Annotated in this window: 12 protein-coding genes and 1 tRNA gene; 6 read left to right on the top strand and 7 right to left on the bottom strand. The window is 73.5% G+C overall.

Translation table 11 applies throughout. The features are described 5' to 3' along the window. Window positions 1–64 precede the first annotated feature (64 nt). The 7 genes from ACFVTX_RS13435 to ACFVTX_RS13405 form a co-directional block, all read right to left on the bottom strand. A complete protein-coding gene (locus tag ACFVTX_RS13435) occupies window positions 65–913 on the bottom strand; it encodes an arginase family protein (protein WP_386900877.1) in 849 nt (282 codons plus the stop codon). Window positions 914–1,075: 162 nt separating this feature from the next. Beyond that, on the bottom strand, window positions 1,076–1,810 hold the full coding sequence (locus ACFVTX_RS13430) for a PspA/IM30 family protein (protein ID WP_386900875.1): 735 nt from the start codon (window positions 1,808–1,810) through the stop codon (window positions 1,076–1,078). A 67-nt stretch (window positions 1,811–1,877) separates the two neighbouring features. Next, window positions 1,878–3,869, bottom strand: a complete 1,992-nt coding sequence (locus tag ACFVTX_RS13425; RefSeq protein WP_386900873.1) for a TPM domain-containing protein — start codon at window positions 3,867–3,869, stop codon at window positions 1,878–1,880. A gap of 42 nt (window positions 3,870–3,911) precedes the next feature. Continuing rightward, window positions 3,912–5,507 (bottom strand): hypothetical protein, encoded by a 1,596-nt coding sequence (locus ACFVTX_RS13420; RefSeq protein WP_386900871.1) that lies wholly within the window; start codon window positions 5,505–5,507, stop codon window positions 3,912–3,914. Between the two features lie 146 nt (window positions 5,508–5,653). Then, window positions 5,654–5,726: transfer RNA gene (locus ACFVTX_RS13415), tRNA-Arg, on the bottom strand. Window positions 5,727–5,825: 99 nt separating this feature from the next. Continuing rightward, on the bottom strand, window positions 5,826–7,037 hold the full coding sequence (locus ACFVTX_RS13410) for an ROK family protein (RefSeq protein ID WP_386900869.1): 1,212 nt from the start codon (window positions 7,035–7,037) through the stop codon (window positions 5,826–5,828). Continuing rightward, window positions 7,037–7,660 carry an iron ABC transporter ATP-binding protein gene (locus tag ACFVTX_RS13405; RefSeq protein ID WP_386900867.1) on the bottom strand — a complete coding sequence of 208 codons (624 nt, stop codon included), beginning with the start codon at window positions 7,658–7,660 and terminating at the stop codon, window positions 7,037–7,039. Before ACFVTX_RS13405 ends, ACFVTX_RS13410 begins: the two co-directional genes overlap by 1 nt. A gap of 40 nt (window positions 7,661–7,700) precedes the next feature. On the opposite strand from ACFVTX_RS13405, the gene ACFVTX_RS13400 reads away from it, so the two are divergent. The 6 genes from ACFVTX_RS13400 (at window position 7,701) to thrB (ending at window position 15,146) form a co-directional block, all read left to right on the top strand. After that, the gene (locus ACFVTX_RS13400) at window positions 7,701–9,374 is read left to right on the top strand and encodes an arginine--tRNA ligase (RefSeq protein WP_386900865.1); all 1,674 of its coding nucleotides are present in this window, start codon (window positions 7,701–7,703) and stop codon (window positions 9,372–9,374) included. Window positions 9,375–9,408: 34 nt separating this feature from the next. Further along, complete coding sequence (locus ACFVTX_RS13395) at window positions 9,409–10,212, top strand: DUF2993 domain-containing protein (protein WP_386900863.1); 804 nt, start codon at window positions 9,409–9,411, stop codon at window positions 10,210–10,212. Between the two features lie 143 nt (window positions 10,213–10,355). Then, a complete protein-coding gene (gene lysA / locus ACFVTX_RS13390; RefSeq protein WP_386900861.1) occupies window positions 10,356–11,798 on the top strand; it encodes a diaminopimelate decarboxylase in 1,443 nt (480 codons plus the stop codon). After that, entirely contained in the window at window positions 11,795–13,105 is a 1,311-nt protein-coding gene (locus tag ACFVTX_RS13385; protein ID WP_386900859.1) for a homoserine dehydrogenase, read from the top strand. The genes lysA and ACFVTX_RS13385 overlap by 4 nt, the downstream gene beginning before the upstream one ends. Beyond that, window positions 13,102–14,202: a threonine synthase gene (gene thrC, locus ACFVTX_RS13380; protein ID WP_386900857.1), complete on the top strand. Its 1,101-nt coding sequence runs from the start codon at window positions 13,102–13,104 to the stop codon at window positions 14,200–14,202. Before ACFVTX_RS13385 ends, thrC begins: the two co-directional genes overlap by 4 nt. Then, complete coding sequence (thrB, locus tag ACFVTX_RS13375; RefSeq protein ID WP_386900855.1) at window positions 14,199–15,146, top strand: homoserine kinase; 948 nt, start codon at window positions 14,199–14,201, stop codon at window positions 15,144–15,146. Before thrC ends, thrB begins: the two co-directional genes overlap by 4 nt. Window positions 15,147–15,328: the final 182 nt, after the last annotated feature.

The raw sequence follows: 15,328 nt of genomic DNA, 5'->3' as shown, positions 1-15,328 counted from the left end.
GTCGGGTTCGAGGTCGGAGTGCGGTTCGGGGCAGCGGTCGGGTTCGAGGTCGGCTTCGCGTCGGTCACGAGCGGCGCGATCCCGAGGTGAGCGCCCCGACGAGGCGCAGGATCGTCGGCAGGTCGTCGACCGCGGCCTCGGGGCTCGACGGGGTGAACCCGGCGATCGACGCGCCCGCCACCGGGAACCGCGCCACCACCTCGCGCACGAGCGCGACGAGCTCGGCGGCCCCGATGCCGAACGGCATCGGATACGACAGCCCCGCGAGCGCCGAGGGATCGAGCACGTCGAGGTCGATGTGCACGTAGACGTTCGACGCCCCGGTGGCCTCGAGCTCGCCGATGACGACGCTCGGGTCGGAGAGGTCCTCGACGGCGAGCACCGAGACGTCGTGCTCGTCGATGAAACGGCGCTCCTCGGCGTCGATGGCGCGGATGCCGCCGAGCACGAGCCGCCCGGGCGCGACGCGCGCCGACTCGCCGAGCGCGAGGCCGTCGGCGCCGTCGCCGGTGATCGCGCGCAGCGTCATGCCGCCGAAGCCGCCCGACGGCGAGCTCTCGGGGGTGTTGAGATCGGGGTGCGCGTCGAGCCAGAGCACCGCGAGGTCGCCGCCGACGCGGTCCGAGGCGTGCGCGACGGCCGCCAGCGCGCTGCCGCAGTCGCCGCCGATCGTGATCGCCTGGTCGGGCACCTGGGCGAGCGCCTGCGTCGTCGCCTCGTGCACCCGTCGGATCGTGCTGTACCGGCTGACGCCCGTGCCGAGCGATTCGCCCGCCTCGACGGGCACCTCGACGGTGACGGTCGCGGCCGACGGCAGGTCGCCGCGGATCGCCTCGGCGCCGTCGGCGAGGCTCATTGCGCGTGCGGAGACCGACCCCTGCCAGAGCGGGACGACGACGAAGGTGGCGGGCATGTGTCCAGTATCGCGCCACGTCGGGCGCCCGACCACCGCGACCGTCGTTGCGTTCGCCGACGGCGGAGACGACGGCCGAGACGGGCGCGGAAACGGGGCCGAGACGACGGATGCCGCGACCGGCGTGCGGTCGCGGCATCCGAATCGTGCCCGGATCGGTGCTCAGCCGCCGATCGCGCCCTGCGCGCCGCCCGCCTTCAGCGCGGCGAGGCGCGCGTCGACCTCGGTGAGCTCGCCGAGGTCGTCGAGCTCGTTGAACTGGGCGTCGAGGCTGGATGCTGCGAGCTCGGCCTGACCGCGCACGACGGCCTCCTCGCGGCGGATCTTGTCCTCGAAGCGACCGATCTCGCTCGTCGGGTCGAGGATGTCGATCGACTTGACCGCGTCGTGCACCTGCTTCTGCGCCGCCGCCGTCTTCGCACGGGCGACGAGCTCGGAGCGCTTGTTCTGCAGCTGGACGAGCTTCTCCTTCATGCCGTTGAGGCCGGCCTTCAGCTTGTCGACGACCTCGGTCTGCGCGGCGATCTGCGGCTCGGCGGCCTTCGCCTCGTTCTCGGAGGAGATCTGACGGCTGAGCGCGACCTTCGCGAGGTTGTCGAACTTGTCGGCGCCCGAAGCGTCGCCCGCCGAACGCAGTTCGTCGCCCTTGCGGCTCGCCGCGATCGCCTTCTCGCCCCACTCGCGGGCCGCCTCGACGTCTTCGCGGTGGTCGTCTTCGAGCAGGCGCAGGTTGCCGATCGTCTCGGCGATGGCGGCCTCGGCGTCGGCGATCGAGTTGGTGTAGTCGCGCACCATCTGGTCGAGCATGAGCTGCGGGTCTTCGGCCTGGTCGATGAGGGCGTTGATGTTCGCGCGGACGAGCTGCGAGATGCGCCCGAAGATGGACTGCTTGGTCATGGTTACTCCCTGTCGGTGGTGCTGCGGTCGGTCGGTGGTCGGTGGTCGATTCGGGGGCCGGTGCGGGTCAGAAGCGTCCCCCGCTTCCGCGGCGGGAGCGGGTCGACGAACCGCCGAAGCTGCCGGGGGAGCGGCGTCCGCCTCCGCCGAAGCCTCCACCGCCGAAGCCGCCTCCGAAGCCGCCTCCTCCGCCGCCTCCGCCTCCGCCGAGCATCGAGTTGATGAGGATGCCGCCGAGCACTGCGCCGAACATGTCGCCGCCCGAACCGCCCGAACCGCCCTGGCCGCCCTGACCGCCCTGCATGCCGCCGTACCCGCCGAAGCCGTTGACGTCCTGTTGGGCGAGTTCGATCGCCTGCCGGGCGAGCTGCTCGGCGCGCTGCGCGGTCGCGAGGGCCGCCGCAGCGTCGCCGCCGCTCGCCGTCTGCTCGGCCTGCACGAGCAGACGTCCGGCCTCGGCGAGGCGCGTGCGCGCCTCGGAGCCGACGGCGCCGCGACGGGCGACGAGGTAGTCCTCGGCGGCCTGCACCTGGCTGCGTGCGGCCTGCAGGCTGCGGCCGAGCTGCGCCTGCGCGCGCGCCGCCTGCTCGGCGGCGTCGCGGGCGCCCTGGATGGCGGCGTCGATCTCGGCGTCGACCTGCTCGAGTCGCGTCTGCAGGGCGATCGGGTCGCGGCCCGGCGCGGCGATCGCGGTGCGCAGGGCGGATGCCTCGCCCGCGACCCGATCGGCCAGCGGGCCCATCGCGGCGTCGAGACCGCGAGCGGTCTGCGCGTCGAGGTCGAGCTCGTCGGCGCCCGCGGCGACGGCGCGGTCCGCGGTGGCGAGCTCGGCGGCGAGCCGCTCGATCGCGACCGAGAGCAGTTGCGCCTGGTCGACCGCCTCCTCGGCGGCGCGGATCTCGACGGCGGCGGGGCCGCCCTCGCCGCGCGCGACCGCGCCTTTCGCCTCGGTGAGCGCCTCGCGGGCGAATCCCATGCGGGTCTGCGCCTGCGCGGGGTTGTCGGCGACGGGGGCCAGTGCGGTCGCGGCGTACTGCGACTGCAGCGCGGCGAGCCGCTGTGCGGCCGGGGCGATGCCGCGCTCGACGGTCGCCGCGGCGGCCTCGACGCGGGCGAGCGCTTCGGGGGCGTTGCGTTCGAGGTCGCGGAGGGCGTCGAACCGTTCGGCCTGCGCGTCGAGCAGGGCGTCGGCCTCGCCGGTGAGCGCGACGATGCCGCCGTACCAGGCGCGCCGCTCGTCGTCGGTGTCGGGTTCGGCGTCGTCGAGGCGCTGCTGCAGTGCGAAGGCCTCGGCGATCTTCGCCTTCGCGCCCTCGAGGGCCGCGCGGAAGTCGGCCGTCGCCTCCTCGCCGTAGGAGGCGACGGCGAAGCCGAGCTCCTCCTCGCTCGTCTTCAGGGCGTCGTCGGCCTGCACGAGCGCGCCGCCGGCCTGCCGGCGGAGCTCGTCGATCGACGGCTGGGGCGCACCGGCGGCGCCGCCCCCGACCTGGCGCTTCTTGCGTCTCGCGAGCACGAACCACACGATCCCGACGACGACGGCCGCGATGATGAGGAACCAGAAGAACCCCGAGCCCCAGAACCCGCCGCCGGTGTCGCCCGCGATCGCGGAGGAGCCGGCGATCGCGGCGCCCGCCCAGTCCTCATCGCGCAGTTCGGGCTCGATGACCTCGAGGCTGATGCGGTCGAGCTCGGCGTCGCTGAGCGAGGCGTCGCTCGCCGCGGAGAGGAAGTACTGGCGGCCCTCGACGGCGACGGCGAGCAGGTAGTCCTCGGCGCCGAGCCCGTTGTCGATCGCGGTCTGCTCGGCCCAGGCATCGGCCGCGGCCGGGTTCTCGAACTCGTCGACGTAGGCGACGAAGAGCTGTCGGCCGCTGCGTTCCGCGTCGGCGTCGAGCGCGGCCTCGACCTCGGCGGTGCGCGAGCCGAGCGCGCCGACCGTGTCGACGACGGGGGAGGAGCCGAACCCGACGGGGTCTTCAGCCCACGCCGGCGCCGCTCCGGCGCCGAGCAGCCCCACCATCATCGCGGCCGTCGCGAGCCATCTGCGTCGTACCCGCATGCACCAGTGCCTTTCCCCCTGTCCGGACGGACGATCCCGAGTCTAGGGCGCCCCCGACTCCCACGTCCACGACGAGCCGTTGCGCTCGGGTCGGAGGCCCCCGTCGAAGTTCGGGCGCGGCGTTCCGGCCGGCCCGTCGACGTCGGCCGCGGTGATCGCGTCGTCCATCGCGAGCGAGGCGCGGTCGAGGAGGCCGGCCACGAACTCGGAGATGCGTCCGTCGCCGCCGCTCGCGAGACCGAACATCCTGCCGTCGGCGGCGGGCGTGTCGGCGATGCCGTCGCGCGCGATCGCCATCGCGCGACGGGCGAGGTGCGCCGCCGCGTCGGCCTTGTCGCGCGCGTCAGCGGGAGGCAGGTCCGAGCGGGACGCCTCGGCGAGTGCCATCCGCGCCTCGGCGAGCAGCTTCGTCGCCTCGTCCCGGCGGATCCGGGCCGCGTCGCCCCCGGGTTCGGCGATGAGCGAGTTCGTCGCGGTGCTGACGAGCATGCGGGCGCCCGCGAGCGCGCTCGACCGTTCGGCGACCGCCTGTTCGACGGCCCGTGCCGCGACGGCGGAGGACCGGATCTCCGCATCGATGGCGGCATCGGCCCGGACGACCCGGCGGCCGAGCTCGGCGGGGTCGCGGGGGACCGCGGCGAGTGCGCTGCGGAGCGCGAGCGCTTCGGCGGCGAACTCGTCGGCGGCCGTGGCGAGGCGTGAGCTGCCGATCGATCGGGCGTGCTCGACGTCGCGTTCGAGCGCCGCGATGCCCTCGGCGACCGCGAGGTCCTGCGCCGCGAGCCCGGCGCAGTGCGACTCGACGGCCGAGATGCTCCCCGACGCCGAGTGGAGTGCGGTGCGCGCCGATTCGATGCGCAGTCCGGTCGCCGTGGCCGGGCCGTCGACGGCGGGTGCGATCGCCGCGAGCTGCGCGCGGGCGCGGGCGAGGGCCGCGCGGGCCTCGCCGAGGGCGGCCACGGCCGGTTCGAGCGCGTCGGTCGCGTAGCGTCGCCGGGCGTCGTCGAGCTTCGCCGACGCGGACGCGGCTGCGCGCTCCTGCACGTCGAGCTCGGCGGCGAGGGCGGGCGCCTCCTGCGCGGCCCGGGCGCCGAGCGAGCGGAGCCGTTCGAGCGAGGTGCGTGCACCCTCGATCGAGGAGTCGACCTCGCCGGTCGAGCGGAGGATGCGCTCGTACGCGCTCCGACGGGCCTCGTCGTCGACGGTCGCGTACCCGGCTTCGCGCTGCACGGCGAAGGCGTCGGCGAGCTGCCGCCTCGCGCCCTCGAGGTTCGCGGCGAGCGCTTCCGCGACGTCGTCGCCGTCGATGGCCCTCGCATAGTCGACGTCGGCGGTCGCCGCGGTCACCCGCTCGTCGGATGCCACGAGTGCGAGCCCGGCGCGACGTTCGAGCTCCTCGAGCGGAACGGCCGGCTTCGCCGGGGTGCTCGGCCGCCTGCTCGCGCGGCGCGCGGGCGTGGACGGGAGCGGCAGCGATTCGCTGCGCCGCTTCGCGCGGCGTTCGAGGGCTCGCAGGGCGCCCATCGCGATGAACGCGCCAGCGACGATGATGAAGATCAGCAGCGGGCCCGAGCCCCACTGGTTCAGGAGTTCGGCAGGAGTGGCGGCGACCGCGATCTCTCGGGTGCTGGCGTGCATTCGCGGCGTCCTTCTTCATCGGCGATCGAGACCCGCCGAGTCTACGGCCGACGTCGACGGCCGAGACGCGAAAAGCCTCGGCCGTGGCCGAGGCTTTCTCGAGGTGCGACGTCGCCGTCGATGCGTGACGTCAGGACTTGCAAACGTGCCCCCGGAGGGATTCGAACCCCCGACCTACGGTACCGGAAACCGGCGCTCTATCCCCTGAGCTACGGAGGCGCACAGTTGAAAACCCTATCATCTCCGGGGGCTCGCCCACGTCGCCGGGCGTGCGTCGTCCACGTGGCATCCGGCCCTCGGCGACGTGTGCCGCGCCGATCAGGGAACGGCGAGTCTCGCGACCTTGCTGAGCAGTTCTTCGCGGACCTTCGCCGTGAGGAACGCGTGCGCTCCCTGCAGTACGGCGTCGCCCTCGACATGGGTGGCCACGACCTCGGGGTACCAGCGGCTGAGCCGGCGGATCTCGCGCTCGACGGCGTCGGCGAGGCGGGTGCCGCCGATCGCCGCGGTGGGCCCGGCGAGCACGAGCAGACCGGGGTCGAGCGTCGCGAGCAGGGGCAGCGAGATGTGCGCGATGCGCTCGCCGAACTCGTCGATGATCGCGTCGGCGGAGGGGCTGTCGGCGATCGCGGCGAGAATGCTCGCGAGGTCGGCCGTCGACGGATCGACCCCGGCCACCCGGTGCGCCGCGGCGACCCGTCGGATCGCGGCGGCGCCGACGAGGTCGGTGCTCGTCTCCGCCTTCGGGTCGAGCGCGTGGGCCTGCACCGAGAGCGGGAGGAAGCCGAGTTCGCCCGCGCCCCCGAAGCTGCCGCGGTGCAGGTCGCCCGCGACGTCGAAGGAGGTGCCGACGCCGTTGCCGAGCCAGAGCAGCGCGAAGACGTCGCGGCCCTCGCCGGCGCCCGTCTGCCGTTCGGCGAGGGCGGCGAGGTTGACGTCGTTCTCGACGAAGACGGTGACTCCGAGCTCGCGTTCGAGCACGTCCCGGAGGCCCGTCGTCGGCCAGCCGGGCAGCGTCTCGCTGAAGAGCTGCCCGTCGCCGCGGGGGTCGACGTAGCCGGCGGTGCCGATGCAGACCGTGTGCACCACCCGCGGGTCGGTGCCAGCGGCCTCGCTCGCCGCGCGGATCGCCGCGGCGACCTCGTCGACGGCCGAGCGTTCGGCCGGGTCGCGGGGGAGGTCGATCGTCACGACCGGGCGGTCCCCGCCCGCGGCGTCGACGACCCGCGCCCGCAGCCGGAACGCGTCGAGCGCGATCGCGACGCCGAGCGGACGGTCGGTGCGCGCCTTGTAGAGCGCGGCGTTGCGCCCGGGGCTGCCGGCGACCTGACCGCTCTCCTCGACGACGCCCGCGGCGATGAGCCGGGTCATCATCATCGAGGCCGTCGGCTTCGAGACCCCGACGAGCTCGCAGATGCGGTTGCGGGTGAGGGGGCCGTGGTCGAGCAGCGCCGAGAGGCCGACGCGGTCGTTCACCGCGCCGAGCCAGGAAGGGGTGCCCTGCGACTGGCGGATCGTGCCATCGCTCATCAGGAGGCCTCGGAGAGATTCGCGACGATCGCCGCGACGATCGCCTGCGGGTCGCCGGGCTCGATGAAGTCCGTGGAGGACACGACGACCCAGTACTCGCCCGTGAACACCTGCGCCTCGCCACCCTCGGAGGTCGCCGCGAAGTAGCCCTCGATCTCGGGCGGGGTGCCGTAGGTGGGCACCGGCTTCGAGCCGAGCGCCGCCGCGTTCTTGCGCGACTCGAGCGCGCCGGGAGGGGGCGTGGCGACGCCGAACTCGATGAGCGTTCCGCTGGTCTGGTTGAGCAGGCCGCACGTCGTGCCCGCCTCGTCGGCGACGCCGACGACGCCCGCGGCGGCGGGCTCGAAGTCGGGCGCCTGGCCGTAGTTCGGGTTGTAGGCGTAGAGGTCGTCGGCGCTGAGCAGCGCGTCGCAGTCGACCTCGAACGGCACGGGCTTCTCGGCGGGGGTCGGTTCGGGCGTCGCGACGGCGCCGTCGCTCTCCACGGGCGCATCGCTCGCGGGGGTGCTCGGCCCGGCGTCGGGCGCCGGCTCGGTGCACCCGGTCAAGGCGAACGCGGATGCCACGACGACGAGCGCGAGGCCGGTCGATCGCAGCCGGGGCAGACGGGAGTGGCGCGGCATGTGACGAACCTTAGCAACCGCCACCCGGTAGGATTTGCGGGTGACTCCCACCGACCTCTCCCTCGCCCTGTACGACCTCGTCCTCGCCATCGCCGAGCGACGTCGTGCCGCGGGCGTCGAGGTCGAACTCGCGCTGACACCCGGCGACGTGAAGCTCGAACGTCCGAAGCTCCGCGAGCACGGCGACTGGGCCTCGAACATCGCCATGCGCGTCGCGAAGCCGTTCGGCCAGAACCCTCGCGAGGTCGCCGGCGAGCTCGCCTCGGCCATCGCCGGGCTCGACGGCGTGGCGAGCGCCGAGGTCGCGGGCCCCGGCTTCATCAACATCCGACTCGAGGCCGCCGCCGCCGGCGCCCTCGCGAAGACGATCGTCGACGCGGGCGAGGCGTACGGCCGCAGCGACTCGCTCGCGGGCAACGTGATCAACCTCGAGTTCGTCTCGGCGAACCCGACGGGTCCGCTGCACATCGGGCACACCCGCTGGGCGGCGCTCGGCGACTCGATCAGCCGTGTGCTCCGCGCAGCGGGCGCCGATGTGGCGAACGAGTACTACATCAACGACGCCGGCAACCAGATGGCGGTCTTCGGCGCCTCGGTCCTCGCCGCGGCGAAGGGCGAGCCGACCCCCGAGGGCGGCTACCCGGGCAGCTACATCGCCGATCTCGCGGCGCGCGTGCTCGAGCGCGAGCCGAAGCTCGCCGAGCTCGACCACGACCTCGCGCTGCACACGGCGACCGAGATCGCGTACGAACTGCAGCTCGGCGAGATCCGCGCGTCGCTCGAGCGCTTCAACGTGCACTTCGACGTGTGGACGAGCGAGCGCCGTCTGCACGCCCGCGGCGACGACGGCATCAGCGACATCGACACGGCCCTCGGTCGCCTGCGCGCCCAGGGCCACGTCTACGACGCTGACGACGCCGTGTGGGTGAAGACCACCGACTTCGGCGACGACAAGGACCGCGTGTTCGTGCGCGGCAACGGCGTGCCCACCTACTTCGCGGCCGACGCGGCCCTCTACCTCGACAAGGGCGACCGCGGCTTCAAGCACAAGATCTACCTGCTCGGCGCCGACCACCACGGCTACGTGCACCGTCTCAAGGCGCTCGCGGGCGCGGCGGGCGACGACCCCGAGCGCGACGTCGAGGTGCTCATCGGGCAGCTGGTGAGCGTCAACGGCGCGAAGCTCTCGAAGCGCGCGGGCAACATCATCGAGCTCGACGACCTGCAGGCCTGGCTCGGCACCGACGCGCTGCGCTACACGCTCGCGCGCTACCCGGCCGACTCTCCGCTCACGATCGACCCCGAGATCCTGCAGCGCCGCACGAACGACAACCCGGTCTTCTACGTGCAGTACGCGCACGCCCGCACCTCGGCGGTCGCGCGCAATGCCGCGGCATCCGGCGTCGACCGCTCGTCGTTCGCGCCCGAGCTGCTCGGGCACGAGACCGAGTCGGCGCTGCTCGGCGCGCTGCAGGAGTTCCCGCGGATCGTCGCCCAGTCGGCCGAGCTGCGCGAGCCGCACCGCGTCGCCCGCTATCTCGAAGAGCTCGCGGGCCTCTACCACCGCTGGTACGACAACTGCCGCGTGCTGCCGCTCGGCGACGAGCCGGTGGGCGACCTGCACCGCACGCGCCTGTGGCTGAACGACGCCACCGGCCAGGTGCTGCGCAACGGACTCGCGCTCGTCGGCGTGTCCGCACCCGAACGCATGTAGCCTCCTCGCGAAGACGACTCCGAAAGGCGGGCCGATGTCCGACGAACAGCCGACGCTCGAGCTGGATGTCACCGAGCCCGAGTCCGCGCCCCGCCGACGGCTGAGCCGTGGTGCGCGCATCGCGATCATCGTCGGGGCGAGCCTCGTCGGCGTCGTCGCGCTGCTCGTCGTCGCCGACGTGATCGCCCGCGGCGTCGCCGAGCAGCGCCTCGCCGAGGAGGTGCAGGCGAACCTGCCCGAGACCGTCGAGGGCGACGTCGACGTGACGATCGGCGGGTTCTCGGTGATCGGACAGTACCTCTCGGGCACGATGGAGCAGGTGACGCTGAGCGCGCCCGAGCTCGTCGTCGAGGGGGCCCCGCTCGACGTGCAGGTGTCGCTCGAGGGGGTTCCCGTCGATCTCGCGAAGCCGGTCGACCGCCTCGAGGCGACCATCACCGCCGAGCAGGCGGCGCTCGACACGCTCGTCGACATCCCCGGAGCCACGGGGTCGATCACCCTCGGCGACGCGACCGTCGGCTACGAGGGCGCGCTCGAGTTCCTGGGCCGGTCGATCACCTTCCAGGTCACCGCGACGCCGACCGCGGCGGGCCGCGAGGTGCTGCTGCAGCCGGTCGGCGTCGAGATCGGCGCCGGCGGAGGTTCGCTCGACCTCTCGGGCGTCGTCGACCGCGTGCTCGGCAGCGACCCGATTCCAGTGTGCGTCGCCGAGCACCTGCCCGAGGGCGTCGAGGTGGCGGCCGTCGCGGCGGCGCCCGGCGTGCTGCGCGTCGATCTCGAGGGGCGCGACGTCGTCCTCGACGGGGCGGCGCTGCAGCAGACCGGCAGCTGCGACTGACCGCTCGATTCGGCCTCGACGTTCGCGCTCGGTAGACTCGCGGTACGCCGACCCACAAGGCCGGTACGCATCAGGCTTCAGGAACCGATCCGGGTTCGCTCGCCGCGAGCACCGTCGATTCGTCCCCTCCGTGAGGTTTCTCCGTGGCATCCGCTCTCTCCGACGTCCCCTCGGGCCTCGTCGCGCCCGACGACGTCAACGGACTCGTGCCACAGCTCTGGCCCGAGTCGGCGCACCGCGACGCGGCCGGCCGGCTCGTCGTCGGCGGGCTCGACGCGGCGACGCTCGCCGCCCGCTTCGGCACCCCGCTCTACGTCGTCGACGAAGACGAGGCGCGCGGGCGCGCCCGGCGCACGCGACTCGCGTTCGAGTCCGCGGCGGCGGCGGCCGGCACCGATGTGACCGTCTATTACGCGGGCAAGGCGTTCCTCTCGGGCGCGGTCGTGCGCTGGGTCACCGAGGAGGGGCTCGCCGTCGACGTCTGCACGGGCGGCGAACTCGCGGTCGCGCTCGGCGCGGGCGTCGACCCCGCCCGCATCGGGTTCCACGGCAACAACAAGTCGCTCGCCGAGATCGACGCGGCCGTCGCCGCGGGCGTCGGCGCGATCGTCATCGACAGCGAGATCGAGATCGAGCGGGTCGCTGCGGCGGCCGCGCGCGCAGGTCGCAGGCAGCGCGTGCGCCTGCGGGTCAACAGCGGCGTGCACGCCTCGACCCACGAGTTCCTCGCGACCGCCCACGAAGACCAGAAGTTCGGGGTGTCGCTCGACCGGGCCGCCGAGCTCGGCGCCCGCATCCGCGGCCACGAGAGCCTCGAGTTCCTCGGCCTCCACTGCCACATCGGCTCGCAGATCTTCGAGGCCCCCGGCTTCGCCGAGTCCGCATCGCGGCTGCTCGCGGCCCACGCCGAGCTCTCGGCGGCCGCGCCGGTGCCCGAGCTCAACCTCGGCGGCGGCTTCGGCATCGCCTACACCGCGGCCGACTCGCCGCAGCCGATCGAAGACATCGCCCGTGGCATCCTCGACGCCGTCGTCGCCGGCTGCCGCGAACGCGGGCTGCCGGTGCCGAAGCTCGCCTTCGAACCGGGCCGCTCGATCATCGGGCCGGCCGGCGTCACCCTCTACACGGTGGGCACGATCAAGGCCGTGCCGATCGACGGCGGCGAGCGGCGGTACGTGAGCGTCGACGGCGGCATGAGCGACAACGCCCGCACCGCACTCTACGAGGCCCAGTACTCGGCACGCCTCGCCTCGCGCACCTCCGCGGCGGCACCGGCGCTCTCGCGCGTCGTCGGCAAGCACTGCGAGTCGGGCGACATCGTCGTCGACGCCGAGTACCTGCCGGCCGACACCGGCCCCGGCGACCTCCTCGCCGTTCCCGCCACCGGTGCGTACTGCTGGTCGCTCTCCTCGAACTACAACCACGTGCCGCGCCCGCCCGTCGTCGCGGTGCGCGAAGGCTCGGCCCGCGTCATCGTGCGCGGCGAGACGATCGACGACCTCCTCGCCCGTGATCTCGGGCTCGAGCCGACCGCAATCGACACGGCCGCCACCGGCGACGCCGCGACCGAAGGGACCCCCGCATGATCGAGTACCGCTCCATCCGAGTCGGACTGCTCGGAGCGGGCTCGGTGGGCTCGCAGGTGGCGCGGCTGCTCCTCGAGCACTCCGACGAGCTCGCCCAGCGCGTCGGCGCGCGCCTCGAGCTCGTCGGCATCGCGGTGCGCGACACGAGCGCGAAGCGCGACGCCGAGCTGCCCGCCGAGCTCTTCACGACCGACGCCGAGTCGCTCATCCTCGGCTCCGACATCGTGATCGAGCTCGTCGGCGGCATCGAGCCGGCACGCGGCCTCGTGCTGCAGGCCATCGGCTCCGGCGCCGACGTCGTCACGGGCAACAAGGCGCTCCTCGCCTCGCACGGGCCCGAACTCTTCGCCGCGGCCGAGCAGGTGGGCGCGCAGCTCTCCTACGAGGCGGCCGTCGCCGGGGCGATCCCGATCATCCGTCCGCTCCGTGAGAGCCTCGCCGGCGACCGGGTCGACCGCATCCTCGGCATCGTCAACGGCACCACGAACTTCATCCTCGACCGCATGGACACCACCGGGGCATCCCTGGAGGACGCCCTCGCGACCGCGACCGAGCTCGGCTACGCCGAAGCCGACCCGACGGCCGACATCGGCGGTTACGACGCCGCCCAGAAGGCGGCGATCCTCGCGAGCCTCGCGTTCCACACGAGCGTGCCCGTCGAGGCCGTGCACCGCGAGGGCATCACCGAGGTGTCGGCCGCGCAGGTCGAGTCGGCCCGCAAGGCCGGCTACGTCGTCAAGCTCCTCGCGATCTGCGAGCGCCTCACCGACCCCGAGACCGGCGAGGAGGGCGTCTCGGCGCGCGTCTACCCGGCGCTCGTACCGCGCAGCCACCCGCTCGCCGCCGTGCACGGCGCGAACAACGCCGTCTTCGTCGAGGCATCCGCCGCAGGCCCCCTGATGTTCTACGGCGCGGGCGCCGGGGGAGTGCAGACCGCCTCCGCCGTGCTCGGCGACCTCGTCGCCATCGCCCGCCGCCGTGTGTCGGGGGGCCCCGGCACCGCCGAGTCGACGCAGGCCGAGGTGCCCGTGCTCGACATCGGCCGCATCACCACCCGCTACGCGATCACCCTCGAGGTCACCGACGAACCCGGCGTCCTCGAGCAGATCGCCCGCATCTTCGCGACGCACGGCGTCTCGGTCGAGCAGCTCCAGCAGAGCGTGAGCGAGGGGTCGCAGCGGGCTACGCTGGTGATCGGGACGCACGAGGCGAAGGAGTCCGCGCTCGCCGAGACCGTCGCCGCCCTCGCCCAGAGCCCCGTCGTCGCATCCGTCGCGTCCGTCCTCCGAGTCGAAGGAGCAGTGTGAACCAGCAGCCCACCCCCAAGGCCAACTCCCGCCAGTGGCGCGGAGTCATCCGCGAGTACGCGGACCGGCTCGACGTCACCGACGCGACGCCCGTCGTCACGCTCGGTGAGGGCGGCACCCCGCTCCTGCCCGCACCCGCGCTCTCGGCCCGCACCGGCGCCGACGTCTGGGTGAAGTTCGAGGGCATGAACCCGACCGGCTCCTTCAAGGACCGCGGCATGACGATGGCCGTCACGAAGGCCGTCGAGCACGGTGCGAAGGTCGTCATCTGCGCCTCGACCGGCAACACCTCGGCGTCGGCCGCCGCCTACGCGACCCACGCCGGCATCAAGGCCGCCGTCCTCGTGCCCGAGGGCAAGATCGCGATGGGCAAGCTCAGCCAGGCGATCGCCCACAACGGCGAGCTCATCCAGGTGCAGGGCAACTTCGACGACTGCCTCGACATCGCCCGCGACCTCGCGGCGAACTACCCGGTGCACCTCGTGAACTCGGTCAACAACGACCGCATCGAGGGGCAGAAGACCGCGGCGTTCGAGGTCGTCGAGGTGCTCGGCGACGCGCCCGACTTCCACTTCATCCCCGTCGGCAACGCCGGCAACTACACCGCGTACACCCGTGGCTACCGCGAGGACATCGCGGCGGGCAACGCCACCCGTCTGCCCCGCATGTTCGGGTTCCAGGCCGCGGGTTCGGCGCCGATCGTGCGCGGCGAGCCGGTGCGCGACCCCGACACGATCGCGAGCGCGATCCGCATCGGCAACCCCGCCTCGTGGGACCTGGCCCTGCAGGCGCGCGACGAGACCGACGGCTACTTCGGAGCCATCGACGACGCGAAGATCCTCGAGGCGCAGCGCATCCTCTCGGCCGAGGTCGGCATCTTCGTCGAGCCCGCCTCGGCGATCTCGGTCGCCGGCCTCCTCGAGCGCGCCGAAGCCGGCGTCGTGCCCAAGGGCGCGCGCGTCGTGCTCACCGTCACCGGCCACGGCCTGAAGGACCCGCAGTGGGCCCTCCGCACCGCGGACGGCTCCGAGGTGCAGCCGACGGTCGTCCCCGCCGACACCGCCGACGTCGCCGCGGTGCTCGGGCTCGTCTCATGACGGGCACCCTCGTCGCCCCCGCCGAGACCGTGCTCGCGGGCCGCACCGTGCAGGTGAAGGTGCCCGCGACCTCGGCGAACCTCGGCCCCGGCTTCGACACGCTCGGCCTCGCGCTCGCCCGCTACGACGAGCTCGAGGTCTCGGCGACCGCCGAGCCCGGCGTCGTCGTCGAGGTGCACGGGGTCGGCGAGGGGGAGGTGCCGCTGGATGCCTCGCACCTCGTCGTGCGCTCGATCGCGCACGCCTTCGAACGCGCCGGCGTCGCGCTGCCCGGGCTGAAGCTCGTCGCGCACAACACGATCCCGCACGGGCGGGGCCTCGGCTCCTCCGGCGCGGCGATCGTCGCGGGCGTCGTCGCTGCGAAGGGGCTGCTCGAGGGCGTCGTCGAATTCTCCGCCGACGAGCTGCTCGAGCTCGCGACCGAGCTCGAGGGCCACCCCGACAACGTCGCCCCTGCGCTGTTCGGCGGGCTCACGATCGCGTGGGTGACCCCCGAGGGCCCGCGGCACAAGAAACTCATCGTGCACCGCGGCGTCTCGCCGCTCGTGCTCGTGCCCGAGCACGAGATGTCGACGGCGCTCGCCCGCTCGCTGCAGCCCGAGTCGGTGCCCCACGAAGACGCGGTGTTCAACGTCTCGCGTTCGGCGCTCCTCGTCGCCGCGCTCATCCAGAGCCCCGAACTGCTGTTCCAGGCGACGGAGGACAAGCTGCACCAGCACTACCGCGCAGCGGCGATGCCCGAGACCGACCGGCTCATCCGGGCACTGCGCGAGGCGGGGCATCCGGCCGTCGTGTCGGGCGCGGGCCCGTCGATCCTCGTGCTCGCGAGCGACCCGAGCGAGCGCGCCGCCGCGACCGCGCTCGTCGAGCGCGTCGCCGACACGGTCTGGCAGGCGCTCCCGCTCGCCGTGGACTTCAAGGGCGCGACAGTTCAGAGCGCGTAGCGGTCTGAACTGTCGCGAAAGGCGGCAGCCCCAGCGTCCGCGGCGCCCAGCGCCGCGAGGCGTCCGCGGCAGACTGCGAGGGGTGACGCCGCTCCTCGCGGGAGACCGTGGAGCGAAAGGCGGAAGTCCAGCCGGACGGCCCGTCGAGGTGAGCGTCACGGACGTCAGCGGTCAACGGCGGA

Source organism: Agromyces sp. NPDC058136 (genome assembly GCF_042884375.1).
Taxonomy (GTDB): domain Bacteria; phylum Actinomycetota; class Actinomycetes; order Actinomycetales; family Microbacteriaceae; genus Agromyces.
This window is presented reverse-complemented; position numbering and strand designations above follow the sequence as displayed.